The sequence below is a fragment of the Peribacillus sp. SRI_006 genome (assembly GCF_057586375.1).
Genome location: NZ_JBYCZT010000005.1, coordinates 244,738 through 262,352 on the forward strand (window position 1 = coordinate 244,738; position 17,615 = coordinate 262,352).

The 17,615-nt window shown below is 40.0% G+C and carries 17 protein-coding genes; 11 read left to right on the plus strand and 6 right to left on the minus strand.

The window, feature by feature from the left end; translation table 11 throughout:
• Position 1: 1 nt before the first annotated feature.
• Complete coding sequence (locus AC2YHV_RS09135; protein ID WP_034315418.1) at positions 2-286, plus strand: hypothetical protein; 285 nt, start codon at positions 2-4, stop codon at positions 284-286.
• A 37-nt stretch (positions 287-323) separates the two neighbouring features.
• Here the strand turns inward: AC2YHV_RS09135 and AC2YHV_RS09140 are convergent, their stop codons facing one another.
• The 3 genes from AC2YHV_RS09140 to AC2YHV_RS09150 all read right to left on the minus strand — a co-directional run bounded on the left by AC2YHV_RS09140 (position 324) and on the right by AC2YHV_RS09150 (position 1,684).
• Positions 324-755, minus strand: a complete 432-nt coding sequence (locus AC2YHV_RS09140; RefSeq protein WP_487373072.1) for a hypothetical protein — start codon at positions 753-755, stop codon at positions 324-326.
• Entirely contained in the window at positions 739-939 is a 201-nt protein-coding gene (locus AC2YHV_RS09145; protein WP_072272690.1) for a YlaI family protein, read from the minus strand. The genes AC2YHV_RS09140 and AC2YHV_RS09145 overlap by 17 nt, the downstream gene beginning before the upstream one ends.
• Before the next feature lie 145 nt (positions 940-1,084).
• On the minus strand, positions 1,085-1,684 hold the full coding sequence (locus tag AC2YHV_RS09150; protein ID WP_487373073.1) for a YhcN/YlaJ family sporulation lipoprotein: 600 nt from the start codon (positions 1,682-1,684) through the stop codon (positions 1,085-1,087).
• A 261-nt stretch (positions 1,685-1,945) separates the two neighbouring features.
• Between AC2YHV_RS09150 and AC2YHV_RS09155 the strand changes: the two genes are divergently transcribed.
• On the plus strand, positions 1,946-3,277 hold the full coding sequence (locus AC2YHV_RS09155) for a PhoH family protein (RefSeq protein ID WP_034314003.1): 1,332 nt from the start codon (positions 1,946-1,948) through the stop codon (positions 3,275-3,277).
• Between the two features lie 62 nt (positions 3,278-3,339).
• Here AC2YHV_RS09155 and AC2YHV_RS09160 read toward each other — a convergent pair whose 3' ends face one another.
• On the minus strand, positions 3,340-3,843 hold the full coding sequence (locus AC2YHV_RS09160) for a hypothetical protein (RefSeq protein ID WP_034313999.1): 504 nt from the start codon (positions 3,841-3,843) through the stop codon (positions 3,340-3,342).
• 221 nt (positions 3,844-4,064) lie between these two features.
• On the opposite strand from AC2YHV_RS09160, the gene AC2YHV_RS09165 reads away from it, so the two are divergent.
• Together AC2YHV_RS09165 and pyc are read left to right on the plus strand one after the other, a co-directional pair.
• Positions 4,065-4,346, plus strand: a complete 282-nt coding sequence (locus tag AC2YHV_RS09165; protein WP_034313996.1) for an Fpa/YlaN family protein — start codon at positions 4,065-4,067, stop codon at positions 4,344-4,346.
• A gap of 605 nt (positions 4,347-4,951) precedes the next feature.
• Positions 4,952-8,389: a pyruvate carboxylase gene (pyc, locus tag AC2YHV_RS09170; protein WP_063576930.1), complete on the plus strand. Its 3,438-nt coding sequence runs from the start codon at positions 4,952-4,954 to the stop codon at positions 8,387-8,389.
• A gap of 182 nt (positions 8,390-8,571) precedes the next feature.
• On the opposite strand, the gene AC2YHV_RS09175 is transcribed toward pyc, so the two are convergent.
• Positions 8,572-9,558, minus strand: coding sequence for a COX15/CtaA family protein (locus AC2YHV_RS09175; RefSeq protein ID WP_034313992.1), 987 nt, complete (start codon positions 9,556-9,558; stop codon positions 8,572-8,574).
• Positions 9,559-10,158: 600 nt separating this feature from the next.
• Between AC2YHV_RS09175 and cyoE the strand changes: the two genes are divergently transcribed.
• The 7 genes from cyoE to AC2YHV_RS09210 all read left to right on the plus strand — a co-directional run bounded on the left by cyoE (position 10,159) and on the right by AC2YHV_RS09210 (position 17,012).
• Positions 10,159-11,097 (plus strand): heme o synthase, encoded by a 939-nt coding sequence (gene cyoE / locus AC2YHV_RS09180; RefSeq protein ID WP_034313989.1) that lies wholly within the window; start codon positions 10,159-10,161, stop codon positions 11,095-11,097.
• 254 nt (positions 11,098-11,351) lie between these two features.
• Positions 11,352-12,434: a cytochrome c oxidase subunit II gene (gene coxB / locus AC2YHV_RS09185; RefSeq protein WP_034313987.1), complete on the plus strand. Its 1,083-nt coding sequence runs from the start codon at positions 11,352-11,354 to the stop codon at positions 12,432-12,434.
• Between the two features lie 24 nt (positions 12,435-12,458).
• Positions 12,459-14,330 carry a cytochrome c oxidase subunit I gene (ctaD, locus tag AC2YHV_RS09190; RefSeq protein WP_057278461.1) on the plus strand — a complete coding sequence of 624 codons (1,872 nt, stop codon included), beginning with the start codon at positions 12,459-12,461 and terminating at the stop codon, positions 14,328-14,330.
• The gene (locus tag AC2YHV_RS09195) at positions 14,330-14,959 is read left to right on the plus strand and encodes a cytochrome (ubi)quinol oxidase subunit III (protein WP_034313980.1); all 630 of its coding nucleotides are present in this window, start codon (positions 14,330-14,332) and stop codon (positions 14,957-14,959) included. The genes ctaD and AC2YHV_RS09195 overlap by 1 nt, the downstream gene beginning before the upstream one ends.
• A 3-nt stretch (positions 14,960-14,962) precedes the next feature.
• Positions 14,963-15,298, plus strand: a complete 336-nt coding sequence (ctaF, locus tag AC2YHV_RS09200) for a cytochrome c oxidase subunit IVB (RefSeq protein WP_034313978.1) — start codon at positions 14,963-14,965, stop codon at positions 15,296-15,298.
• A 142-nt stretch (positions 15,299-15,440) separates the two neighbouring features.
• Positions 15,441-16,343, plus strand: coding sequence for a cytochrome c oxidase assembly factor CtaG (gene ctaG / locus AC2YHV_RS09205; RefSeq protein WP_057278460.1), 903 nt, complete (start codon positions 15,441-15,443; stop codon positions 16,341-16,343).
• A 207-nt stretch (positions 16,344-16,550) separates the two neighbouring features.
• Positions 16,551-17,012, plus strand: a complete 462-nt coding sequence (locus AC2YHV_RS09210; protein WP_057278459.1) for a DUF420 domain-containing protein — start codon at positions 16,551-16,553, stop codon at positions 17,010-17,012.
• A 110-nt stretch (positions 17,013-17,122) separates the two neighbouring features.
• Here the strand turns inward: AC2YHV_RS09210 and AC2YHV_RS09215 are convergent, their stop codons facing one another.
• Positions 17,123-17,485, minus strand: a complete 363-nt coding sequence (locus AC2YHV_RS09215; RefSeq protein ID WP_034313973.1) for a YugN family protein — start codon at positions 17,483-17,485, stop codon at positions 17,123-17,125.
• Positions 17,486-17,615 lie beyond the last annotated feature (130 nt).

Genomic DNA, 17,615 nt, shown 5'->3' on the forward strand with positions numbered 1-17,615 from the left:
GATGAAATCATTACAGGATGCTTTATACAATTGGTTGACGATCAAAGTTGTTTGTGATGCAAGGCCTGATGATTCAGCTGCACGCGATACAGAAATGTTTTTCATGCAGATGCTGAAAGACGATCATCAGGTGATAATCGATTCGGTTACAAAAACAGAACCTTTTTATTTCGTCGAGTACCTTTTGGGAGACGAAATGAAAAAGCAGCGTTATCCGATTGAATTGATTGATATCATGTTAGACCAAATTCAGTTAGAGCCAGAAAAGTATAAAAATATCGAGTAATGATAAAAAGAACCGTGCGATTTACGCACGGTTCTTTTTATATTGCTTTAGCGAGGGAAAGTCCATAAAAAAGATGTAAGATTGTCCACAAAAAGAAAGCTGTCAAATCAGAAGGAAGGACAACTTCTGTTTTTGACAGCGCCGATAATGGGAAGTAAAGCATGATGGCTGGAATGATCGTGATAAAAGCAAGTGCGTATTTGTTCCATTTCCTGAAAACTTTCAAAGGATGTAGAAAATAAACGTAACTATACGTAATTGCCAGTGAGAAAAGGAGGTGGAAAAAGAATAATGATTCCTCACTCCAGGAAACCGCTCCCATTAGGGGGAGGAAATCCACATTCAATAAAAGCTTATACACTTGTTTACCGGATAGCATTTCGACCCACTTCATTATCCATCCAAGCAGAAGTCCATTGATCAGGCCAATCAGAGTAACTTTATGAAATGTTCTACCACTCATCTTCATTTTTGATCGTCCGATAAAGACGGAAGTTACCGGTAGCAATCCGCTCGTTCGTACGCTCTTCTATGCGTTGGTTGCATGTATTGCACATATAGGTATGTATAGGACGGTTTCGAAGTTTCTTCGCTTCTGGGCTATCGTCAGGTATAGATTCAATTTGATCGCATATTACACATTTAACCTTCATATTAGTTGAACCTCACTTCAATTTGAATATGCTTTTAAGTATACCAATATTTTTATGGTAAAACGAGGATAAAGTGAAACTAACAGTTGAACGTTGATTGTTGGGTATGAAAAAGACCCGAAGATTCATTTCGGGTCGGGTAAATTCATTCTTTAAAGTGATTGGATTGATCATTTTGCTCTTTATCGAGTTCTTTTCTTTCCCTATCATCATCAAGTTTATTTTTTTCCTTTTCGATGTTCTTAGATGGTGTTGGGGTTAAAATATCACCAGGAACCTCCGGGATGACTCGGCTTGTGATGTCAGCGAGTTCATTTAGGATCCCGGTTACCGGTTTGCCGTCTTTAATATCTTTGGCTACCTCCCTGATCCGCTCATTTAAATCCGGGTCAGCGACGATGATGGCATTAGCACCGTCAGGATCATGTTTTAAAGTTTCTCCGACTGAGTACTTTATCGTTCCAACCTGTGAACGCTCAATATCTTGGTCGATATCTATTCCGACGATGGCGTATTTGCCAAGTACGACTGCGGTGGCATCGTTCACCTCTGGAATGGACTTAGCCAAACTGGTAAGTCTTTCCGCAGTTTGCTGACCTGTATTCCTGTCTGCTTCCTTAATGGTCGTATTATTGACTTTCGTTATATTGTTTTGCGAATTATTTTCAGACACTTCATTTTTATTATCCGTTGTGCAACCTGACATCAACAGAACAGCAGCGAGCGACAATATGATTTTTTGCAATGTACAACCTCCTTAAATGTCCTTTGGTTCCAGCCTGGCCGCCACCGACCAAGTCTGTTGTCATTATTACATGCAGTGAAACAGGGTGTAATCAATGTTGGGGATGGCATTCTTTGCTGGAAGTTTTCTTTATAGTCTGTAAATGTTCTTCTATCTTTATGCAAAGGAACATATATTTTATCAACAGTCTCGTCCGCTACATAACTGCTGAGTGTAGTAAATGGTAAGACATATCCTATAGAGCAGGCAGGAGGCGTCATATTGGGGAAAAAAATCTATGTTTTAGATACGAATGTCCTGTTGCAGGATCCGTATTCGATTTATTCATTCGAAGATAATGAAGTTGTCATTCCAGCAGTCGTATTAGAAGAATTGGATTCAAAAAAAAGGTATATGGATGAAATCGGAAGGAATGCCAGGCAAGTATCGAAATTGATCGATAGTTTTCGTGAAAAAGGAAAGCTGCATCAGAGCATTCCGCTTCATAATGGAGGCAGCATAAGGATTGAACTCAACCACCGTTCATTTCACAAACTTCAGGAAATTTTTGTTGAGAAAACGAATGATAACAGGATATTGGCAGTCGCGAAAAATTTATCTTTGGAAGAAGAGACGAAGGAAGATGGAAAAACAGTCATTCTGGTTAGCAAAGATACTCTCGTCAGGGTTAAAGCTGACGCCATCGGTCTAGAGGCAGAGGATTTTTTAAATGATCGCGTTGTAGAACTGGATCATATATACGCTGGGCACAAAGAAGTGTATGTATCGATTGATAACCTGAATAAGTTTTATGAAAAAAGCTTTCTTTCACTGGAAGAACTGACAAAAGATGCATATTACCCAAATCAATTCCTATTGATGAAGGACACGCTGGGCAGTTCAGCTTCGGCGATTGGGATAGTGGATGAGAACTGCAGGCTAGTCAAGAAATTGATGTATGAAGGGGAGCATATTTGGGGAATTAAACCGAGAAATGTGCAGCAGACCATGGCCCTTGATTTGTTGCTTCGTTCGGATATCCAGCTTGTGACGCTCATTGGTAAGGCGGGGACAGGCAAGACTTTATTGGCATTGGCAACAGGATTGATGCAAACTGAAGATCTGTCACAATATAAGAAACTTTTGGTTGCCAGGCCCATTGTTCCGGTCGGTAAAGATATTGGTTATCTGCCTGGGGAAAAAGAAGAAAAATTAAGACCATGGATGCAGCCTATTTTTGATAATCTCCAATTTCTGTTCAATACGAAAAAACCTGGGGAATTGGATGCGATTTTAGCAGGAATGAGTTCGATCGAAGTTGAAGCCCTCACCTATATCAGGGGAAGGAGCATACCGGATCAGTTCATCATCATCGATGAAGCGCAGAACTTAACGAAACATGAGGTCAAGACAATCTTGACGAGGGTCGGGGAACGGAGCAAAATTGTCTTGATGGGGGACCCGGAGCAAATAGATCATCCTTATTTAGATGAATATAATAATGGTTTGACCTATGTTGTGGAAAAATTCAAGACCGAGCGTATAGCCGGCCATGTTAAATTGATAAAAGGGGAAAGATCGGGATTGGCACAACTGGCAGCTACACTTTTATAATGCAATCGGCAAGGGGTTTCCCTTGCCGATTGCCAAAGTTTTTGGCAAGGATGAACGCAGTCTTATTTAACGGTGAAAGACCGTACATTTTTTATCGGATCATTGATGTTGGAAGCGTCTCCGAAATAAATTTCCAGAGGGCCGCCTTCGGATATTTTAAGCGGCTTTCCATCCTTGGAAAAGCCCAGGAAAAATTCAAGTGCCGTTGCCAACGGGAATGTAAGCTCCTCATCATCGGTTGTAACGATGACTTCGGTCACCCCATTTTCAGGTTCGGCGTTTTTTAAAAACGGTTCAAAAGGGATGCCGAAAGTCCCTTCCAGCAATCTTTGCTTCTCGAACTTTCGTTCCGTTTTTATTGTGGGTGGCATTATTGCGCCTTCCTGTATTTCTTTTTGCCAATGTTTGGAGGCGGCAATCGTATATTCTTCTAATTCATTGACTTGGACTCTTTCAGCGTGGAAATATGTATCGATTTCAACTTTACGGTCATCAAAAATCCATACTCCAGGATCTAGCGTAATTGGATATTTCACTTTTCCATTTATAAATACGATGGGTTCCAAATATCTCATTCCTTTCTGTTGCTCTTTAATGATTATAATCAATTATAATAGAAATGTCACATCTTCAAGATGTTGAATAAATTCCATGACTGGGTATATCCATTTGAGAGGTGATCGTGATATTTCAATGGCAAATTGTTCGTCAATGTCCTTGCTTTTTCACAAAACTAAAGGTAGAATTTAGAGATAAGATTTAATCGCTCTGAGCGGGGGGATTTAACATGGCATCTGATATGCTTGTCAATCATCGAGAAAAAGCTTATGCTTTATTAAAAGCAGATGCTGACAAGATTCTAAAACTGATTAAAGTTCAAATGGAAAATCTCACTATGCCTCAATGTCCTTTATATGAAGAGGTACTTGATACGCAAATGTTCGGCCTATCACGAGAAATTGATTTTGCCGTACGCTTAGGTTTGGTAGAAGAGACCGAGGGTAAATCCCTTTTGGAAACCCTTGAACAGGAATTGTCAGTTTTGCATGAAGCATCGTTAAAAAAATAATAGATAAAACATACTAACTCAAACAAATCTCGATGATTGTTTGAGTTTTTTATTTATATACACAATTAAGTGAATAATGTTATACTATATTTAAAAGTGACATACTAATTAGTTCGCGAAGTTCAATTTGAGTTATCTTATTCTTTTGAATTCTTTCTGAGTTCAATGGTCATCTTCCGATTTTAAAATATTCCCTGTGGGATTTTCCGGTCATATGGCTTTGATCAATAATGGATCGATAGTACTGGGAGTCAGATCTAATTCCCTGTTTTTTTATACGAATATATGTAATTTTTTATTTTTTTATTGTATTCAGTTAATTTTAGTATTATTGTTATATTAATTGAATGTTAAATCAAATTGATAATATATTATTATAGCTAAATTTTAATTTGTGAATGATATATGGCTCTTTTTTTGTCTTTATCGGATGTGAAAAACGAAAATATAAAATATATCGAAATAATTACATCAGCGATAAAATGAGCCTAAACAGATTGGACTCCTTATTTGGGAAATCAATTCATGAATAAAAAGTGGTGGAAATCTTTCACGCTTTTTTTCTATATATTCAATAAAAATACATATTGATTAGGGTGGTAGCAATGGGGAAACGTATAGAAAAAGTACTTGCGGCAAATCGCGGGGAAATAGCGATAAGGATTTTTCGGGCTTGTACGGAATTAGACATTCACACAGTTGCAATCTATTCAAAGGAAGATTATGGTTCTTATCACAGGTATAAAGCGGATGAGGCATATTTGGTCGGGGAAGGCAAAAAGCCGATTGATGCATACCTGGATATTGAAGGCATAATTGCGATTGCCAAAATGAGTGGCGTCGATGCGATTCATCCCGGTTATGGTTTCCTTTCAGAAAATATTGAATTTGCGAAACGTTGTGAGGAAGAGGGCATAATCTTCATCGGACCAGAATCAAGACACCTAGATATGTTTGGTGACAAAGTAAAAGCCAGAACACAAGCTGAACTGGCGGATATTCCGGTTATCCCTGGTAGCGATGGACCGGTGACCAGTGTTGAAGAAGTCAAGGAATTTGGTGAACGATACGGTTTTCCAATTATTATAAAAGCCTCATTAGGCGGCGGCGGACGCGGAATGCGAATTGTCGGAAAAATCGAAGAAGTTGAAGAGGCTTATGATCGCGCAAAATCAGAAGCTAAAGCAGCTTTTGGTAATGATGAAGTCTATGTAGAGAGATTCATACAAAATCCGAAGCATATCGAAGTTCAGATTTTGGCTGATACTCATGGGAATATCGTCCATTTATATGAGCGTGACTGTTCCGTTCAGAGACGGCATCAAAAAGTTGTGGAAGTGGCACCTTCCGTTTCCCTTTCCGAAGATTTAAGGGAAAGGATTTGTGAAGCAGCCGTCAAGTTGGCTAAAAATATTGATTATGTAAACGCTGGTACGGTCGAGTTCCTTGTCGCAAATGGCGAGTTTTACTTTATTGAAGTCAATCCACGGGTACAGGTTGAGCATACGATCACTGAAATGATTACGGGCATTGATATCGTCCAATCTCAAATCATGGTGGCTGAAGGGCATGAGCTCCATGGCAAGAAGATCGGGATTCCTGAACAAGCAGGAATTAAAACTCATGGATATGCGATTCAATCAAGGGTGACGACCGAGGATCCATTGAATAATTTCATGCCTGATACCGGGAAAATGATGGTGTACCGTTCCGGTGGGGGATTCGGTGTCCGCCTGGACGCAGGGAATGGGTTCCAAGGTGCGGTCATCACACCATATTATGATTCCCTTCTCGTTAAACTTTCTACTCATGCGCTTACATTTGAGCAGGCAGCTTCCAAAATGGTTCGTAACCTTAAGGAGTTCAGGATTCGTGGTATTAAAACAAATATCCCCTTCCTTGAAAATGTTGTAAAACATGAAAAATTCATAAATGGGGAATATGATACATCATTCATTGATTCAACACCGGAATTATTTAGCTTCCCAATTAGAAAAGACCGTGGGACAAAAATGCTTTCATATATCGGAAATGTGACCGTGAATGGATTCCCGGGAGTCGAGAAAAAGAAAAAACCTGTTTTTGATCCAGCACCGATTCCGAATGTTGGTGGCTTGCCGCTTATCTCGGGTACAAAAAATATACTTGAAGAGCAAGGAGCAGAGGGACTGGTCAATTGGATCAAAGAACAGAAAGAGGTATTGATCACTGATACGACTTTCCGTGATGCACATCAATCTTTATTGGCGACGAGAATCAGGTCGAAAGATATCCTTGATATCGCAGAACCTACAGCAAAACTGCTTCCTGATTTATTTTCAATGGAAATGTGGGGCGGGGCAACTTTCGATGTCGCCTATCGTTTCTTGAAAGAAGATCCGTGGGACAGGCTATTAAGTTTCAGGAAAAAAGCACCGAATGTCCTATTACAAATGCTTTTAAGGGCTTCAAATGCAGTTGGTTATAAAAATTATCCTGATAATGTCATTCGTGAATTCGTAGAGAAATCAGCGGATGCAGGCGTTGATGTTTTCCGTATCTTCGATAGTTTAAACTGGGTTAAAGGGATGGAATTGGCTATTGATGCAGTCCGTCAATCCGGCAAAATTGCAGAAGCTGCCATTTGTTATACAGGGGACTTGAATGATCCAACACGCAGCAAGTATAATATCGACTACTATAAAAATATGGCGGTGGAATTGGAACAAGCTGGTGCCCATATTTTAGCGATCAAGGATATGGCCGGGCTCTTGAAGCCTGATGCTGCTTACCGCCTTGTCTCGGAACTGAAAGAATCGACATCCCTTCCGATTCATCTGCATACTCATGATACAAGCGGAAATGGCATTTACATGTATTCTAAAGCGATTGAAGCCGGTGTGGATATCGTTGATACGGCGATTGGTTCTTTAGCTGGACTGACTTCTCAGCCAAGTGTACAAACACTTCATTATGCATTGGAGGGTTCAAGCAGACAGCCTAAGTTGGAAGTCGATTCACTAGAGCGTTTAGGAGAATACTGGGGTGAGGTCAGGAAATTCTATCATGACTTCGAGAGCGGAATGAATGCACCTCATACCGAGGTTTACAAACACGAAATGCCGGGCGGTCAATATAGTAATCTGCAGCAGCAAGCCAAAGCAGTTGGGCTGGGGGACCGCTGGCATGAAGTGAAAGAGATGTATCAGCGCGTCAATGTAATGTTCGGTGATATCGTTAAAGTGACTCCGTCATCCAAAGTTGTTGGGGACATGGCTTTATTCATGGTACAAAATAACCTGTCTGAAGAGGATGTTCTGACAAAAGGTAAATCCATCGATTTCCCTGATTCAGTCATAGAGTTATTCGAAGGCTATCTAGGTCAGCCAGTTGGGGGATTCCCTAAAGAGCTTCAGGAAGTTATCCTGAAAGGGAAGAAACCTATAACAGTAAGACCGGGTGAGTTATTGGAAGAAGTGGACTTTGCAGCACTTAAAGAAGAATTATTCAAGGAATTGGGACGGGCAGTCACTGATTTCGATGTGCTTGCATATGCCCTATATCCAAAAGTATTCCTGGACTACAATAAAACGATTGAGCTGTTTGGAGATGTTTCCAACCTCGATACCGCGACTTTCTTATATGGTATGAGGCTAGGGGAAGAAATCGAAGTTGAAATCGAAAAGGGTAAAACGCTTATCGTAAAATTGGTTTCAATCGGCCAGCCATTGGCTGATGGAACACGGGTTGTGTATTTTGAGTTGAATGGTCAATCACGTGAAGTGATCATCAAGGATGAAAACATTAAATCTTCCGTTGTATCAAAAGTAAAAGCTGATCCAAAAAATAAAGAACAAATCGGTGCGACAATGCCAGGTACGGTAATTCGTGTAGTGGTCGAGAAAGGAGATCAGGTCAAGCAGGGTGATCACCTGATCATTACGGAAGCGATGAAAATGGAAACCACCGTGCAAGCACCATTCTCCGGGACCATCAAAGATATTTATGTAAAAGATGGAGAAGCGATCAGTACTGGGGACTTATTGATTGAAATAACTAAGTAATATCGCTGACTGTGACCTTCTGAATGTTTTAGGGTATATGGGGTATGCTTGAGGTTTCAAGCTGCCCTACACCCTCATTCAAGGCAATCCACGGTATCTTAAGACAAAACAAGAACCACCATTCCCCAGGGAATGGTGGTTCTTGTTTTGTCCTATTATATTATTGATTGAACAATCAGAAATTAACGGGCGGGTACTGTTGGTGTTATGTCCTTTTCATCCTGTCCTTTGACTGTGTGCGTGGAGTTTCTTTTTTGCTTGGCCAGTGCATTTTTTTTGCTTCTTGATGTCAATAGCATCAAATAGCTCATTACACCAAAAAAGCAGGCAATGAATAATGCGTGTGTCAATGCGATATATAAGTTTTGCCTTGAGAAAATGATGAAGGCTCCAGCGGTAACCTGTAAAAATACGAGAATGAATGCAGCCATCCAACCGCCATATAACACTTTTTGATTTTTGTAATGTTTTTTTGCGATATAAGCCACATACGATACCCAAATGAAAATGGCGCCTGCGATTGCACGGTGTCCCATCTGAATCCATTCATAAAGGTTAGAGGGGAGTGCAAGGCTGTCATTTACACATAAAGGCCAATCCTTACAGATAAGACTTGATTCTGTATGCCTTACAAGAGCACCTGTATATACGACTACGAGACAAAAAATCAATACGCCAATGATATGGAATTTCATTCGTTTGTCAACTATAAGTTTTTCGGCTTCGAACTTCTTGTCTACTTCAAAAATCAACAATGTCAGTAAAAAGACGGCAGCAAAGGAAATGAGCGATATGCCGAAATGAAGGGCAAGGACAAAATCGGATTGTGACCAAATGACGGCAGCGGCCCCGATTAACCCTTGCAGTAACAGAAAACCAAAAGAAAGGACGGATAAGAAACGTGCTTCACGGATATGGCCGATTTTTTTCCAAGACATATACGATAAAATTAAAACCAAGAATCCTCCAGCACCTGAAACGAGACGATGGGAAAGTTCAATGACCAATTCAATCGTGATTTTGTCCGGGATCAATTGGCCATTGCACAATGGCCAGGACCTGCCGCATCCCATGCCGGAATCCGTCTTCGTGACTAAAGCGCCGCCAAGTAAGATGAAAAGCATTACAATCGTTGTTAAAACAGCAAACCATTTAAGAGACGATTTCACTAGTAGTCCCACCTTTTTCTCTGTAGCAAATTAGGATTGTTCCATAAAATTAATAATAGCATAAGATTTTTCATAATATTTGTCGAACTTCCTCGATATTACACAAAATAGAATGATTTTACAAGTTCAGTTAATATTATAACTATTAATTAAAATGCCTGAAATAGTTGAAAGTTACAAAAGACTTTGATAGAAATAAAGGGAGTGTAAACCTACAAGTAGGAGCAAAATAGGGAATAAGCCTAGGGGATGATGATAAAAGCATACTATTCATGTTCTTGATGAACATCTTACAAGAGCAGTAAATTATTGAGACACAAATTGGTCAAAAATATCCGAAAAATTTTCACAAAAGCTTCCAAAAATGTGTTTTAATATATTGAAGAAATGATTTTACTAAATTTTACTGTTATTAAGCATGATATTAAGAATGATAGCTCTCGATGGATTCCATTGACGACAGTCATTGGTAAATAATTTACTTTTTGTTTACGCTTCCTTGGTTACAAATATCAAAAAGTATGAAATAATGTTCTATAGCATATGTAAGTATTTTTTTGCATTTGCGTCTGTGCTGAATGATTTAAAGGAGGAAAACAAATGTCAGAAACAAGGGGTTTGTCAGAAGCTGTCATGGAGGACAGTAAAGCCGCCCTTCAATCGGATATACCTGAAACAACAGCTTGGAAGGATTTTCTCGCACTTATAAAAGTGGGGATCGTCAATTCAAATATAATTACAGCTTTTACCGGCGTGTGGTTAGCTCTTCACTTTTCGGGGCTTAGCTTCTTAAGCAATCTAGATGTAGTGTTTTATACACTTGCTGGTTCGGCGCTCATAATGGCGGGATCTTGCAGTTTCAATAATTATTATGACCGTGATATCGATCATTTAATGGAAAGAACGAAAAACCGTCCAACGGTAACCGGGAAAGTACAGCCTTCAAAGGTATTGGCGTTAAGTTTCGGCTTAATTGCTGCAGGGCTGATTTTACTTGCATTGACTAATATGACAACTGCCATACTTGGAGCATTCGGCGTCTTCGCCTATGTTGTTTTATATACTATGGTTTTCAAACGTAGATTTGTCTCGAATACGATAATAGGCAGTATATCCGGAGCGGTGCCTCCGCTTATCGGGTGGGCTGCGGTCGACCCGGGCCTTGATAAGATCGCCTGGGTCCTGTTCGCGATCATGTTCTTGTGGCAGCCTCCTCATTTTTATGCACTTGCAATGAGGCGTGTCGAAGAATATCGTGCAGCTGGAGTACCTATGCTTCCGGTCGTAAAAGGTTTCAAGGCTGCAAAAAGATCGATTATGCTGTGGATCATCTGTTTAATGTTCATTCCTTTCTTTTTAACTCCATTAGGAACACCGCTAGTTATTCTTGCTGCATTATTGAGCACAGGTTGGCTTATTTTGGGGATTAAGGGGTATAAAAAGAAAGACGATGTTAAATGGGCAACATCCATGTTTGTATATTCGCTAAATTATATGACCATTTTATTTGTAGCGATGGTTATTGTCACACTGATCTAGTTTTGGTTTAAATAAACTGGCGGCCTGTTCTTTTACAGGCCTCCAGTTTACTGATAAATAAAGCACTGACCGCCATTCATACATATTAACGGAACCAACAGGGGCATACATAAGAGCGGTTACATGAATCAACTTAATAATTCCTTAGATTAGGGATTCTTTCTTTTTAGAAATTGACATAGAGAGAATATTCGCAATTGCGCCCATTTTTATTTTTGTGAGAAAATTTTGACGAAAGAGGGGTTTCTGAAGCTATGAAAAAAAGGCTGCACAAATGGCGCCTAATTGCTCTGCTGGGAATTGTAGGACTTGTCCTTTCGGGCTGCGGCGAACCATTTCTATCCGCACTGAAGCCAGCTGGCGATGTTGCGCAATCTCAGTATGACTTACTGATATTGAGTACACTAATCATGGTACTGGTTATTATTGTTGTGATTATTTTGTTTGTTGTAGTTATACTACGCTTCCGTCGGAAGGAAGGCGACGAAACAATACCGAAACAAATTGAAGGAAGTCATAAACTCGAAATTATCTGGACTGTTATTCCTATCCTTCTTTTAATTGTTCTGGCTGTTCCAACCGTCGTCACGACTTTTGACTTAGCCGACACAAAGGCAATGGATAAGAAAGATAAGGATGGAAAGACGAAGGATGCACTTGTCGTGAATGTTAGGGCAAACCTTTATTGGTGGGAGTTTGAATATCCAGACCTTGGCGTCGTAACAAGTCAGGATTTGGTTGTGCCGACAGATCGAAAAGTGTACTTCAATCTAACTGCTTCAGATGTTAAGCACTCATTCTGGGTACCGTCTGTCGGAGGAAAGATGGATACAAATACAGAAGGGGTCAATCAGTTTTTCTTAGAATTCGATGGTGAAAAGGCAGAAGATTCGAACAACGTATTCTACGGAAAATGTGCTGAGCTTTGCGGTCCTTCACATGCTTTGATGGATTTTAAGGTCATAACGAAGTCTAAAAGTGATTTTGAAGCATGGACTAAAGATATGAAAGCCTCGAAGGAACCTGTCGTTGAAGGCGATCTGGCCAAACAGGGTGAAGATGTCTTTAATCAAAGTTGTATAGGCTGCCATGCGGTGACGCCGAATGACAGCAGGCCTGAAGCTGCTCGTCAGGCTCCGAATCTGGCTACATTCGGTGAGCGTGAAAAAGTTGCTGGCGTATTGGATCATACGGAAGAGAATGTGAAGAAATGGATCAAGGATCCTGAGAAGTATAAACCGGGCAACACGATGACCGGTACTTACGGTGAACTTTCGGATTCAGATATTAATGCACTGGCAGCTTATCTATTAGAGCTTAAGGTGGAAGACAAATAGAACATTGATTAAGGAGGTTAAATCGTGAGTACCTACGCTAATAAAAAAGGATTTGGCGCTACGCTTTGGGATTATCTGACGACGGTAGACCATAAGAAAATCGCCATTCTATATCTTATCTCTGGCGGGTTATTCTTTGTAATCGGCGGTTTGGAAGCGATGTTTATCCGTATCCAGCTTGCAATCCCAAATAATGACTTCGTTAGTGCCGGATTTTATAATGAAATTTTGACCATGCACGGTACGACAATGATATTCCTGGCGGCCATGCCATTGGTATTTGCTGTTATGAATGCGGTTGTGCCATTACAGATAGGGGCACGTGATGTTGCGTTCCCATTTTTGAACTCATTAGGTTTTTGGCTGTTTTTCTTTGGGGGAGTCTTTTTAAATCTTTCCTGGTTTTTAGGGGGGGCTCCCGATGCAGGCTGGACATCGTATGCATCACTATCCCTTCACTCCGAAGGCCATGGCATTGATTTTTACGTCCTTGGACTACAAATATCAGGTTTTGGAACACTAATGGCAGGGATCAATTTCCTAGTAACCATCATTAATATGCGAGCGCCAGGTATGACATATATGCGTATGCCGCTGTTTACCTGGTCAACTTTCGTTGTTTCTGCATTGATATTATTCGCTTTTCCTCCGCTTACCGTGGGATTGGTGTTAATGATGTTCGATCGGATGTTTGGTGCGAATTTCTTTGATGTAGCGGCAGGGGGAAATACGATCATTTGGGAGCATTTATTCTGGATATTCGGTCACCCGGAAGTGTATATCCTGATTCTTCCAGCGTTCGGTATTTTTTCTGAAATTTTCGCTACCTTCTCCAGAAAAAGATTGTTTGGTTATTCATCGATGGTATTTGCAACCGTTTTAATCGGTTTCTTAGGTTTCATGGTTTGGGCGCACCATATGTTTACCACTGGTCTAGGTCCGATCGCAAATGCAATCTTTGCCGTGGCGACCATGGCTATCGCTGTACCGACAGGTATAAAGATATTCAACTGGATTTTTACGATGTGGGGAGGAAGCGTCAAGTTCACGGTTCCGATGCTTTATGCAGTTGCCTTTATTCCTACATTTACAATGGGTGGCGTGACTGGTATCATGCTCGCATCTGCACCAGCTGATTATCAATACCATGATAGTTATTTCGTTGTTGCCCATTTCCACTATGTAATCGTCGGTGGGGTTGTATTAGGTTTATTGGCAGGGATCAATTTCTATTGGCCGAAGATGTTTGGAACAATGTTAAGCGAAAAATTGGGGCAAATCACATTTTGGACGTTCTTGATCGGTTTCCATTTAACATTCTTCATTCAACATTTCTTAGGTTTGATGGGGATGCCTCGTCGCGTATTTACATTCTTGGACAATCAAGGCTTTAATACAGGTAATATGATTAGTACTGTGGGAGCCTTTTTGATGGCATTTGGTGTCTTGGTTATGGTCATCAATATCATCATTACATCTGTGAAGAATGAAAAGGTCGGCAATGATCCTTGGGGAGATGGCCGTACGCTAGAATGGGCAATTCCATCACCACCGCCTTTTTATAATTTTAAACAACTGCCGTTAGTCCGCGGATTAGATCCTTACTGGGTTGAAAAAATGGAAGGGAAAAAGGAAATGACCCCTGCAGAACCACTTGGGGATATCCATATGCCAAATTCATCTATTCTTCCATTAACGATTGCTTCAGGTTTATTTATCGCTGCATTTGGTGCTTTATACCATATGGATGATAAGACATGGACCCTGCCTATAATGATAGTAGGACTTTTGGTGACATTTGGTTCAATGTTTATCCGTTCAGTTAAAGACGATCATGGATACCATATTCATAAAGCAGATCTTATGGACGATAAAGACAAGGGAGGTAAGGCATAATGCAAACAGATGAAAGATTCACGGATGCCACTTGGCCTGCTTCTCCCGAGAAAGCGACTTTAGAAGGTAAAAATAAGTATTTAGGTTTCTGGTTGTTTCTTGGTGGAGAGACTGTTTTATTCGCCTCACTATTTGCAACTTACCTAGCATTGAAGGATAAAGTTCCAAATGGTGATGCAGCCTTAGCTAAAGATTTATTCGAATTACCACTTACTTTTGTAGCAACCATGCTGTTACTGACCAGTTCATTGACCAGTGTGTATGCAATGTACCATATGAAAAATAACCACTTTAAACAAATGCAAGCTTGGCTTGTGATTACGGTTGCACTTGGTTTTGGTTTTCTTGGACTCGAGATTTATGAATTTAATCACTATGTTCATGAATTCCATCATACCTTTACGAGCAGTGCCTTCGGCTCCGCGTTTTATACGTTAGTTGGTTTTCATGGAGGACACGTTGCTTTCGGTTTGGTTTGGATAATTTCTCTTATGGTTCGTAATGCAGGAAGGGGCTTGAATTTGTATAACGCTCCTAAATTTTTTGTTGCGAGTCTATATTGGCATTTCATTGACGTAGTCTGGGTATTTATCTTTACTGTCGTATACTTAATGGGAATGGTGGGATAACTGATGGCGAATGAACAATCAAATTCAGCGAACCCGAATGTCGATTTAAAATATCGCCGTAAGAAAAATGCTGAAGAGATGAAACACCAAGTAATATCATTTACACTAATGATTTTCTTTACATTACTTGCTTTTGCTGCAGTAGGAATTGAGGGTTTTTCACATTGGTTCATTAAACCGGTCATTTTGCTGCTGGCAGTTGTACAAGTGATTTTCCAATTGTATTATTTCATGCACATGAAGCATAAAGGGCATGGCACCATTGCATTGTTCTTATTTTCCGGCCTTGCAGTGGGCTTGATAACGGTCCTAGTGTTCCTAACGATTGTTTGGATATAAACCATAAAGAAAATCGGCTATTGAATGATAGCCGGTTTTTCTTTATGTGGTGATTCTCATCCAAGTTTATCTATATTTGTTACAATGTTTCATTTTAGGTATAATGGATAGTAAGAAAAAGTTCATGAACGAGGTGATTTTTTTGTCTATTGATATTTTTGGATTTCGCGCTTTGTGGAGTCCTTATTATTTTGCCGCCCTCGTACTTATTACCGTTGGCTATTTTTGGCTGGTGACAAAAAAAAGGGGGAAGTTTCCGGGCAGCTCACCGCTTTCCGTCAAACAGGCAACTTATTTTTTGATAGCCATGTTCCTTCTTTATGTGGTAAAAGGATCGCCGCTGGATTTATTGAGCCATATCATGTTCAGTGCCCACATGTTTCAAATGGCACTGCTCTATCTCGTGATTCCGCCATTATTTATCATTGCGATTCCAGATTGGCTTATGAGAACACTCATAAATTCAAGGGGAGTGAAGCCGTTATTTCAGTTTTTCACGAGACCTCTTATCGCCCTTTTATTATTTAACGTTCTTTTCTCGTTGTACCATATCCCGTTAGTATTCGACTTTATCAAAACGGGGATGTGGATTCATGCCGGATACACGGTCCTTTTATTTACGACCGCTGTTTTGATGTGGTTCCCGCTTGTCAATCAACTGCCCGAACGTGAAAGTCTATCAGGTGTGAAAAAAGTAGCTTATATATTCGGCAGTGGCATTCTAATGACCCCTGCCTGTGCTTTAATCATATTTGCTAATGATCCGATGTATGATACATTCACCAATGCGGAATCTTGGGCCAGTGCCATGGAACTTTGCGTTCCGGCTTCCGCACTATCCGGTTTAACGCTCAGTGGTCCGGAAATGTTCAATGGACTGCCATTGCTTGAGGATCAACAGCTTGGCGGGGTTCTGATGAAAGTGATTCAAGAAATCGTATTAGGCTATGTATTGGGTGTCATTTTCTTTGCTTGGTTCAAAAAGGAGAATGGCGGCCAAAATGATATCGATCCTATACCTTCGGATTTTCAGACTGCAGAATAATTGTACGATAAAAGACTTGTCTTGGGGCGGACAAGTCTTTTATCTGACTTTACCTGATTTTCGAATTAAAGCAAATAGCCAGTAATTTGACTTGGGTATTCTATAAAAGTGAGCATTCTGTTAATAATCCTTGATTTTATTGAATTTTATGATTGCCTCTTATAAAATGGTAGTTGATTAATAAATATAGAGAGGACTACATTTCATATGTCTTTACCAATCCTTCCAACGATAAGTACAGCCTTCATTGTATTAAGTGCCATCACTGTTGCAATAGGCTGGTATCAAATTAAACAGCGCAAAATCGAGACCCATAAAAAAACCATGATGGCAGCTGCGGTTTTTGCGGTGATCTTTTTCACTATATATCTTTCTCGGACGGTCTTCATTGGTAGTACGTCGTTTGGCGGACCCGATGACATAAAAATTTATTATACGATTTTTTTGATTTTCCATATAACGCTTGCAACAACTGGAGCTGTTTTGGGGATCATCATGCTTACCACTGGGTTTAAAGGTAAATTCGCCATTCATAAAAAAATCGGGCCGGCGACAAGCATCATTTGGTTTTTCACTGGGATTACTGGAGTAGCTGTTTACATCCTGCTTTATGTGATTTATCATGGCGGCGAAACAACATCTTTAATAAAGGCGATCCTAGGATTTTAAAGTGACAAAAAAGCCTGGTGCAAAAAAAGCATCAGGCTTTTGTATTGGATACACAAAAGAGAGCATCACACATGATCCTCTCTCTTTGTACCACTTTTCGCTGACGGCTTTTATAGGCCGTTGAATTGCGTAAGTTCTTCTTTGATTTGAGCGAGGATTTTTTCACTTTGTTTAACTAGTGATGCAGGAAAATCCTCCCCTTCACCATATTCAACTCCGTGTGGATAATAATGTTTTCCTAATAGAGGAACCATTAATTTGATGACGGCCCTGTGAGCGCCAACATCGCCCTCTGTAGCATAGCCAAGTATTCTCAGGTAAAACGTGCCTTCTTTTAATTCGAACTTACGATCGTAACTTACTCTTTCGTAATCCCATTGTTCTGCTCGTATTAAACCATATTGCGGCATTAGGTCATCTAATCGGTTTAAGTCGGCTGTGATGTTTTCGATTCCAAAGCTTTCAAATTTCACGAGTAGTACCTCCTATGTTTACTATTGAGAATTAAAATGACATACCGGGAAAATATTATGTACATGAATATATTAAAAATCTCCAAGTATGTTTATAATATACCATTTTATCCTATATTTTATAATAGTA